Source organism: Gordonibacter pamelaeae (genome assembly GCF_003340385.1).
Taxonomy (GTDB): Bacteria; Actinomycetota; Coriobacteriia; order Coriobacteriales; family Eggerthellaceae; genus Gordonibacter; species Gordonibacter pamelaeae.
Genome location: NZ_PPTS01000024.1, coordinates 1 through 1,425, shown reverse-complemented (window position 1 = coordinate 1,425; position 1,425 = coordinate 1). Strand labels below are relative to the sequence as shown.

The 1,425-nt window shown below is 67.2% G+C and carries 1 protein-coding gene; it reads left to right on the top strand.

The annotated features are described in order from the left end of the window. Nucleotides 1-15: 15 nt before the first annotated feature. A complete protein-coding gene (locus tag C1877_RS15035) occupies nt 16-1,425 on the top strand; it encodes an SLC13 family permease (RefSeq protein WP_114569523.1) in 1,410 nt (469 codons plus the stop codon).

Genomic DNA, 1,425 nt, shown 5'->3' with positions numbered 1-1,425 from the left:
TTAAGGAGGGGAAAGATGAGAGAGAAAGCTTCCTTTAAGGTCGGCGTCGTCGCGGTCGCCGTGCTGATCGTGGCCGCGACGTTCCTCGTCCCCAACCCGGAGGGCCTCGCGTTCGAGGGCAAGATGCTCATCGGCCTGCTCGCGGCCGCCATCGTCCTGTGGGTCACCGAGGCCATACCCATCCTGATCACCGCGTGGCTGTTCGCGGCCGCCGTGCCCATCCTGGGCATACTGTCGCCGGGCGAGACCTGGGCGGGGGGCGTGAGCGTCGCCATGGTGCTCTGCCTGTCGTGCTTCGCCTTCGCGCTGTTCATCCAGCACTCCACCATCTCGCTGCGCATCATCGCGCGCGTGCTTCGGTGGGCGGGGAACAACTCCGCGAAGGCGCTCGCCGGCCTGATGCTCGCCACGGCGGTGCTCTCGGCGATCATCGACGACTTGGTGCTCGTCCTGATGATGCTCCCCTTCGCCTACAAGATCTTGGACGAGAACGAGACGCCCTGGGGCGGCAAGTCGGCCCTGGCGAAGGCGCTCGTGCTCGGCGTGGCGTTCTCCTCCTACATTGGCGGCTACATCACCCCGGTCGGCAGCGTCGTCAACGTGCTGGCCATGGGCTTCGCCGAGCAGGCGCTCGGCGTCACCGTCACCTTCGCGAACTGGATGGTCCTCGGCACCGTGACGGCCGTCGTCATGCTCCCCATAACCTGGTTCGCGCTCGTCAAGATACTCAAGCCCGAGCCGATCAGCGACGAGGCCCTCGCTCGCATCGAGGAGGAGCACGCCGCGCTTCCCGGGTTCACCAGGGACGAGGTCTGGGGCATGCTGGTCGTCCTCGGCGCGATGGTCCTCTGGGTCGCCGGCTCCTGGTTCCCCGCCCTGGACATCGTCGTGGTCGGCCTCGTCGCCCTCGGCCTGCTCTTCCTGCCCCCGTTCAAGTGCGTCTCCTTCAAGCGCTACTGCGACGAGAGCCCCTGGCAGGTTGTGATGCTCAACTGGGCCGTCGGGTGCGTCGTGGCGGGCATGCTGGCGACAGGGTCCATGTCATGGCTGGTCGGGGCCGTCTTCGGGCCCATGAGCGGGCTGCCGCTCATCGCCGTGCTGCTCATCGTGGCCGTGTTCGCCTGCGTGTTCCACAACATCCTGCCGGCGGGCGCCGCCGTGGCCGGCCTCATCACCATCCCCGTCTGCACCCTGGTCGCGGGCATGGGCGGCAACGTCACGGCCGCGATCTTCCTGTGCGCCGTGTTCTCGTGCGCCGCGTTCCTGCTGCCGCTGGACCTGTGCGTGTACTGCGCGTACTCCAGCGAGCGCAAGTACTTCACCCCGTTCGACGAGATGAAGGTCGGGTGGGTCCCCAGCGTCGTGGCCATAGCGATGGTCGCCTTGGTGATCCCGGGGGTGTGCACCCTCATGGGGCTGCAGTAA